The sequence below is a fragment of the Nostoc sp. WHI genome (genome assembly GCF_015714725.1).
GTDB lineage: Bacteria > Cyanobacteriota > Cyanobacteriia > Cyanobacteriales > Nostocaceae > Nostoc.
On sequence record NZ_WBKM01000064.1, the window covers coordinates 19,042 to 27,301 of the forward strand.

Genomic DNA, 8,260 nt, shown 5'->3' on the forward strand with positions numbered 1-8,260 from the left:
TCACTAGTCTAAACATCTGACTGTTGCATCGGTATCTCAATAGTAAACTCAGTTCCCTTTCCTAATGTGGAATCACAGGTTAAACTACCCTTGTGTTTATCCACAATGATCTGATAGCTAATTGACAACCCCAACCCCGTGCCACTTCCTACCGCCTTGGTGGTAAAAAATGGGTCAAAAATTTTCTGCTGCACCGCTTTTGTTATACCAGAACCGTTATCGGCAATCCGAATTATCGCCGTATTAGAATCTGTTAGTTCAGTAAAGATGTGAATTTGTCCTACTTTATGAGAAGCTACAGACGCATCTATGCCCTTTGCTATTTGTTCTTTGTCGTTTCGCAATGATGGATGATCAATGACAAATGAATCTTCTAAAGCATCGATCGCATTACTCAGGATATTCATAAACACTTGATTGAGTTGACCAGGGTAACAAATAACTTCCGGTAACTTTCCGTATTCTTTAATGACTTCAATTTCAGGAAAATCGCTCTTTTCTTTAAATCGGTGTTGCAAAATCATTAAGGTGTTGTCTATTCCCTCATGAACATCTACAGGCTTCATCTCAGATTCATCGAGTCGAGAAAAGTTGCGTAAGCCTAAGACAATGTTGCGGATACGCGAACTACCGACGTTCATTGAATCTAGAATTTTTGGCAAGTCTTCTGCTAGGAAATTCAGATCAATCTCCTCAGCTTTTTCCTCAACCAAAGGCGAAGGACTGGGATATTCTTGCTGATAAACAGCTACCAAATTTAGCAAGTCTTGGACATACTCACTAGCATGATTAATATTGCCATGAATAAAGTTAATAGGGTTATTGATTTCATGGGCAATTCCCGCTACCATTTGTCCCAAAGAAGACATTTTTTCACTTTGAATCAATTGGATCTGGGTACGTTGCAATTCCTGTAGAGCTTCTTGTAAACAGTGATTTTTGTCGTTGATTTCCTTCGTTCTTTCTTGGACTTTTTCCTCTAGGGTATGGTTGTATTCTTCCAATATTTCTTTAGCTTGTGCCAAATTTTTATAGAGGATAGCATTCTCTAGGGATATTGCGGCTTGAGTGGTGAGGAGTTTGAGAACTTCGACGCGATCGCGTGTAAATGCTCCTGTCGTCAGATTATTTTCTAGATAAAGAATCCCAATCAATTTGCCTTGATTAATAATAGGTGCAGACAACATGCTCTTGGGTTGTTCATTGAGAATATAGCTATCAGTTGCCAGAAAGGAAGCAGCCATTGCATTATCGCTCACAAAAATTTCCCTGGAGCGTTTAACGTAGTTAATCAAAGTAATGGGAACATCGGAGCTTAACTCTAGGGAAGTTGATGGAAACTCTGCGTCAGTCTGCTCAAAAGTTGAACTTGAACAAACAGCTGCGACAGTTAATGCTAAGTTATCACCTTTATTTAAAATCAAAGCGCATTTAGAGGCTCCTGCATTCTCCACCACAACTTTCATTAAAGTAGAAAGTAGTCGCTCAAGCTCGATTTCCCCAGAAAGTGCTTGAGATGCTTTAATGAATGCGGCTAAATCCAGAGAGTCAGAAATACTTGTCTTCGAGGCAATAACAGTTTGTTGATTACTCAGGGTAGATAAAGATGATATAGATGTGTTATTGAAAGAAGCAGTTTCCTGGCTGGAATGGATACTCAGTTTTTCTGACTGAAATATAGGAGCGAGTAATTGGGGATAGCGTTTTACTAAATCGTCAACTTTGGCGATCGCTCCCCAGCGAACGTAGCTATAGTAAGCATCTGTTAAATAGGTTTGAGCAATCTTATGTTTACCCCATTCTAAATAGAATTTGGCGGTAAGTTCTTGAGCGAGGGCTTCTTCATTAATATATTCATGTTCTTTGGCCAGTGAAATAGCGCGATCGTAGAATTCCATTGCTTCGAGATATTGACCACCAATCCGATGCCGTTCAGCCTCTACAAGATAATATTTATGTAAATAATTCATCGGAGCATGATGTGCCCAATGCTCCATTTTTTCCTGATTCGCTTGAACCTTATCCAAAATGCACTTTTGCTCATAATCCGATGCCTTAAGGTATACAGCCAGTTGTGCTAGTGAATCATACAAGTAGAAAATAGGAGTCACTTGCTGTCCTATACCACCTTGTAAATACTTTTCTGCTAAATTAGCATTTTCCAAGGCTGAAGAATATTCTTGAAATAGGTAACATAGATGGATTTTACTTACATATAAATAGAAAATTCCCATGACATCCTTCGTGTCAAGGTAAAGCGGCAGCATTTTTTCCTCATCATAAGCTTCACCAATTAAATGACAGGGATTTACTACATTTCCTAGCAAATTCAAGACACTCTGTTGGTAGATGGTAATCCAGTTAAATACTGTTTTTTGGTTGATTTGTTTGATGATATTCCTGTAAGTTAGCATCTCACGTTCTAGCTCTGTGAGTTCTTTACCAATGAAATATGAAGAGTAGGAATAAGAGTGGAGATAATAAGCTGCATATTCTAAATCTCCTATTTCTAGTGCAGTATAATAGCTCTCCAATAAAGGTTTTAATACTTCTCTAATATGTTCCTTCCAAGGCCGGATAGTTGTGTTAAATCCCAGCATAACTTTAGCTTTAACATCTTTAGCATTCCGCTTATCTGCCAGATTAACAGCTAGTTTTCCAAATTGATAGCCAGACTCAATATCTACTACTAAACTGCTGAGTATTAACCCGTAATTACTATAGCCCAAGGCAGATAAGGGAGCATTCCCATATTTGAGCGATAATTCGATTTTTTTCAAAACAATTAGCAGAAAAAGTTTAGGAGCAACTGCATAGGTAATAGGGTTTACAGTTGCTAGTATACGCATTATTGCTAGAGGTTCTGCTTTTATCATCTCCGGTAGATTAATTAAGTCTTCAATATGACTACCGTTGAGATTTGATGTTAATTCTGCCATTGCTAACTCAATATCAGAGTCGCTTGGACGTTCGGGAAATTCCACTCCCAAAAGTTTCACAAATGTGAGTGCAGTATTTATAGCCTCTAGTGCTTGGTTCTGCGCTCCGTAAGCTTGAATTTTGACTTCATAAACTTTTACTTTTTCCAGCAGTGGTTTACGTACCAATACCACCTCTGCTAGTTGCTCCATCTGTTCAAAGTTGCCAGCTAAATATGCTGCCTCTGTTGCAGTCTCATATAAAGCTAGGGTGAGATCATGTTTTGTTTCCCAACTATCGCTTACCAGTAATTGGATGCCGATAGTTAAATATTTAACTGCTGCTGGATAAGCTGTTGATGCTAAAGCTTTACGTCCAGCAATTAGATTCATCTGGGCTAGTTCATCTCGTTTAGGTTGAGGAGAGATGAATTCCACTGCGATATTAAACTGATTGACAAGCTCAAAAATCTTTTCTTCTTGTTCTGCAACTGGAATATTGTTCAATAACAGTAGCCCAATTTTTAAGTGAATTGGCTTTTTTTGTTCTTCGGGAATCAAAGAATAAGCGGCTTGCTGTACTCGGTCATGTACAAATTTATATTTAGGTAACTGTAAATTAGAAATTGGGAATTGTGTAGATTCTATTTCATTAACAATAAATTCCTGATTAGTATTATCTTTAGAAAAGATGTTGTAATTTTCAGTCTGTGGTAAAACTAGCCCATCAAGTAATGCTTGCCACAAGTCGGATGCTGTATCTACTACAGATTTTTCATTGACGATCGCCAGAGTTTTTAAGTCAAATTGATTACCAATACAGGCAGCAAGTTTGAGAACTTTTTGGGTATTTATTGGCAATTTCTCTATTTGAAGCGCTATAAATTCTACTACATCATCTGTGAGAGCTAATTCTTTTATTTTTGAAATATCATACTGCCAATGACCAACATCAAAATTTAATACAATTAACCCATCATCGTGTAAAGACTTGAGGAATTGGACGGAAAAGAAGGGGTTGCCTTTAGTTTTGGCAAACACCATTTGAGTGAGAGGAGTAGCAACTACTTCAGGGCAATGAAGAGTATCAGCAATGAGATGATTTAAATCATCCTGATTTAAGGGTGTAAGGATGATCGTATTAATGATTGCTTTTGCTTTTTCAATCTCCTGTAGTGTCAAATAAAGCGGATGTGCCTTTGAAACTTCATTATCTCGATAGGAACCAACTAATAATAACCCCCCCTTAGTTTCACGCATCTGTTCTGTTCCTTCTGAAACAGAAGACAACGCGCTTTCACACATTAATAACTGAATTAATTTTAAAGATGCTGTATCTGCCCATTGCAAATCATCGATAAAGATAACTAGGGGATGTTCTTTTGTCGTGAAGATTTGGATGAATTTTTGAAACAATAAATTCAAACGATTCTGGGCAGCATTGCCAGAGAGTTCTGTAACTGGAGGTTGCTTGTCAACAATCTTTTCCAGTTCAGGAATTACATCAATAATCACCTGAGTTTGTGTACCTAACTCCCGCAGAATTTTGGCTTTCCAGTGTTGAATTTGGGCATCAGTTTCCGAGAGCAGTTGCCCAATTAAATCTCGAAAAGCTTGCACCAATCCTGATAAGGGAATGTCGCGTTGAAACTGGTCAAATTTTCCTTTTATGAAGTAACTACGCTGCCGCACAATAGGTTTGTGAACTTCATTGACCACAGCAGTTTTGCCAATGCCAGAGAAACCTGCAACTAATATCATTTCTGTTGTCCCACCTGCCACGCGCCCAAAAGCAGCGAGTAGGGTTTCAACTTCACTTTGGCGACCATAGAGTTTTTCGGGGATTACAAAACGGTCTGAGATGTCCCTCACGCCTAGTTCAAAGGATGCAATATTTCCTGTTTCTTGCCACTGTCTTTGGCACACTTCCAAGTCATACTTTAACCCTAAAGCACTCTGATAGCGGTCTTCGGCATTTTTTGCCATCAGCTTGCTGATGATGTCAGACAAAATTGGCGCAATAGTGGAGTTAATCCGGCTGGCTTTTGGTGGTTGTTTGGCAATGTGAGAGTAAACTAACTCCATCGGATCTTTGCTGGTGAAGGGTAACTGTCCGGTGAGGAGTTGAAAGAAGGTAACACCAAGTGAATAAAAATCAGTGCGGTAGTCAATACCTCGGTTCATTCTTCCGGTTTGTTCTGGGGAAATGTAAGCTAGGGTACCTTCTAAGATATTGGGATTCGTGAGAAATTGAATTTCTCTTGGTAGGAGGGTGGCAATACTAAAGTCGATGAGTTTTATTTCATCTGTGGTAGGGTTTATTAGGATGTTGGCAGGCTTGATGTCTTTGTGAATGATGCGTAGGCCTTGCCCGCCGGAGGCATCGCGATGCAGTCCTTCAAGGATAGAAGTAATTTTAATGGCGATGTCAAAAAACTCGTTTAGAGAAACTCTGTTTTTCTCCTTCTCCTTGTTCTCTAGTCGCCAGTCTTGGAGGGAAATGCCGCCAAAATCTTCCATCACTAAGATGTAGCTGTTACGGTAGTTTTCTAAGCTATAGGTTTTAACTATCCCAGGAATATCGAGGTTCTGGCTAATGATATATTGATTGCGGAACTGGGCGATTTCCCCGAACGTAGGATATTCATTCCGCATCAATTTGAGAACCACTGATTTTTGGTCTTTTTCTCTGATGCCCCGATAAACTAGGGTTTTACTGCCTGAGTAGATTTGCTCGGTAATGCGATAGCCAGGAAACGCACATAATGTATCTAATACTACTAGCATTGCAGACTATGCTCATAATTCTTGTTTCTATGGCTTATTATTCCCATTTGAAGACTAGCGATATCATAAAATATGATTTTTTTGTTTAATTTGTATTTTAAAATATAATTTTTAATAAATTCCTCATATTAAACTATATGATTCTGAAAATGCTAATTCTGGTATAAAGGAGTAAGTTTTGCAACCATATTGCTATCAACTTTCTCTGGTAAATAGTTGCTCTTGCTGCTTTCGATCTGTCAATTAGCTATCACGTTTAGACACAGATTTTGTACCTAGTAGACCAAATAACAAAAAAGCCTCCGTTGTCCTTAGCTTAAGAGCAAACGGCGGCTTTTTTAGTGGGTACTAGGCTGCTTTGTAGACTAACAAATAAGTTGAACCCCTTTTCCTGCGTAGACGCTACGCGAACGGGGAATTCAAAAATTATAGAGGTGCAGATAATTGCTAGTTATTTTTTCCTGTTTTTGAATTTTGTTGTCAACATAAATGTTTTTGAACTAGCTATTTTTACCCGCTTTTAATCGAACCCCCGTCATTAGAGACGAGGTATTTTCGGCTGCGATAATAATAACGAGTACAAATGCTACTTGATTTTTTGTTTAATAAAAGTCACAACCTGAGTTAGCTGTTTCTTCAAAGCATCAATTTCTGCTTGCATTTTGACCATTTTCTCGTTCAACGCATTAATTTCTGCGTCGGACGCTCCTCCGGCACTAGGAGTTGCATTGCTTGCCGCACTTTGGCGCTGCTCAGTGACCACCGTAGGCATCGCAATATTTGCAGCACTAGGCTCTGCTACCGGATCATTGGCGACAGCAGAAGTTACAACTGTGCCATTTTTGACAGCAACCGCTCCTACTGAGACTAGTTCCGGGCGTGGTAGTTTCGCCTTGCTCATAGCTAACTTAATTGCGCTAATTAGTTGCTTCTGATCAAAAGGCTTGCCCAGAAATTCAAAATGTTCAAATGGTTCTGTGATTTTCTCAGTTACCTCTTCCTTGCGACCAGACATGATCACCAAAGGGATTTTCCTTAACTCTGGGTGGGCTTGAACTTGCTGGAAAACTTCCCAGCCACTCATTTTAGGCAACAGGAAATCCAGCATAATCAGGCTGAGTTTTTCCTGAAGGATGAAATTTAGTCCTTCCACACCGTCTTTTGCTTCCAGTACTTCAAAATTGCCTGGAGGCAACATTTCGCGTACTTTTACCCTGACAACTGTAGTGTCATCGATAACTAAAATCTTGTTGGTTGCCACGACTATTTTCTCTAACAGAAATTTTAAGTATAAATAGCGACTTTGCCGATTGTCATTGAGAATTCCCCCACTATATACAAAATTTCTAGCAATTGGGGGATAGTAGATTTCCGTATAAATGACATTGATAAAAGTGTTTTGCAAAACTTTTGCTTGCGCTCTTTTCAATTTGTGTCATGGTGATATTTAAGGCTTTAGCTTTGATTTAGGGCATAAGGGACATGAGGACACGAAGATATGGTGCTTTATTAAGAGCGTCTTTGCGTCTCCCGCTTCCTGCGTCTATTCTTATCTATGATTTGTTAATTGACAGACCACTACTCCATATCCGCATCTTGCTTAGATGTCTATGATTTCGTCACAACAAACCGAACTAAAGTCTGAAATTACGGCAATGCCTAGCTGGTTACGTCGCCCTATTGGCAAAGCCAGCGAAATCTCTACCGTACAACGCATTATTAAGCAGCGCCAAATTCATACGATTTGTGAAGAAGGACGTTGCCCCAATCGGGGAGAGTGCTATGCCCAAAAAACTGCAACTTTCTTGCTAATGGGGCCTACTTGTACACGCTCTTGTGCTTTCTGTCAAGTAGATAAAGGTCATGCACCAATGCCTCTTGATTTAGATGAACCGCAAAAGGTAGCTGAGGCGGTGCAGCTTTTGGGATTGCGTTATGTGGTGCTGACTTCTGTAGCCCGTGATGACTTGCCCGATCAGGGCGCAGGGCACTTTGTGAAGACGATCGCGACTATACGCCAATTCAACCCAGAGACTCAAATTGAAGTGCTGACCCCAGATTTTTGGGGTGGTGCTGGTATTGGGGAAGAAGGTCAACGCCAGCGAATAGCCACGATTGTGGAAGCCAAACCAGCTTGTTTCAATCACAATATCGAGACAGTGAAACGGTTAACTGGGCCAGTGCGCCGGGGAGCCAAGTACGATCGCTCGCTGTTGGTACTGGCTATGGTTAAAGAAATCGATCCGACAATTCCCACCAAATCAGGTTTGATGCTGGGACACGGAGAAACTACCGATGAAATTGTCGAAGCAATGGCCGATCTAAGGGCTGTGGGGTGCGATCGCTTGACTATCGGACAGTACATGCGTCCTTCTTTAGAACATCTGCCCGTCCAAAAATATTGGACTCCAGAAGAATTTGCTCAACTCGGCAGATTAGCATGGGAAATGGGATTCAGCCACGTTCGTTCTGCCCCTCTGGTTCGCAGTTCCTACCATGCTGGAGAGGAGGGAGTGGGGAGTGGGGAGTAGGGATGAAGCAGGGGAGCAGGGGGC

General features: G+C 40.3%; 3 protein-coding genes. 1 reads left to right on the top strand and 2 read right to left on the bottom strand.

What is annotated here, in order from left to right; genetic code table 11:
• Window positions 1–8: 8 nt before the first annotated feature.
• Together F8S12_RS06685 and F8S12_RS06690 are read right to left on the bottom strand one after the other, a co-directional pair.
• On the bottom strand, window positions 9–5,705 hold the full coding sequence (locus tag F8S12_RS06685) for an ATP-binding sensor histidine kinase (protein WP_196515545.1): 5,697 nt from the start codon (window positions 5,703–5,705) through the stop codon (window positions 9–11).
• A 586-nt stretch (window positions 5,706–6,291) separates the two neighbouring features.
• Window positions 6,292–6,966 carry a response regulator gene (locus F8S12_RS06690; protein ID WP_196515547.1) on the bottom strand — a complete coding sequence of 225 codons (675 nt, stop codon included), beginning with the start codon at window positions 6,964–6,966 and terminating at the stop codon, window positions 6,292–6,294.
• A 349-nt stretch (window positions 6,967–7,315) separates the two neighbouring features.
• Here F8S12_RS06690 and lipA point away from each other — a divergent pair, with 349 nt between their 5' ends.
• The gene (gene lipA / locus F8S12_RS06695; protein ID WP_196515546.1) at window positions 7,316–8,236 is read left to right on the top strand and encodes a lipoyl synthase; all 921 of its coding nucleotides are present in this window, start codon (window positions 7,316–7,318) and stop codon (window positions 8,234–8,236) included.
• Window positions 8,237–8,260: the final 24 nt, after the last annotated feature.

What these genes read in the sequence shown, in the direction of transcription:
- F8S12_RS06685 (WP_196515545.1), bottom strand. Translation starts at nt 5,705, where the DNA reads ATGCTAGTAGTATTAGATACATTATGTGCGTTTCCTGGCTATCGCATT.
- lipA (WP_196515546.1), top strand. Translation starts at nt 7,316, where the DNA reads ATGATTTCGTCACAACAAACCGAACTAAAGTCTGAAATTACGGCAATG.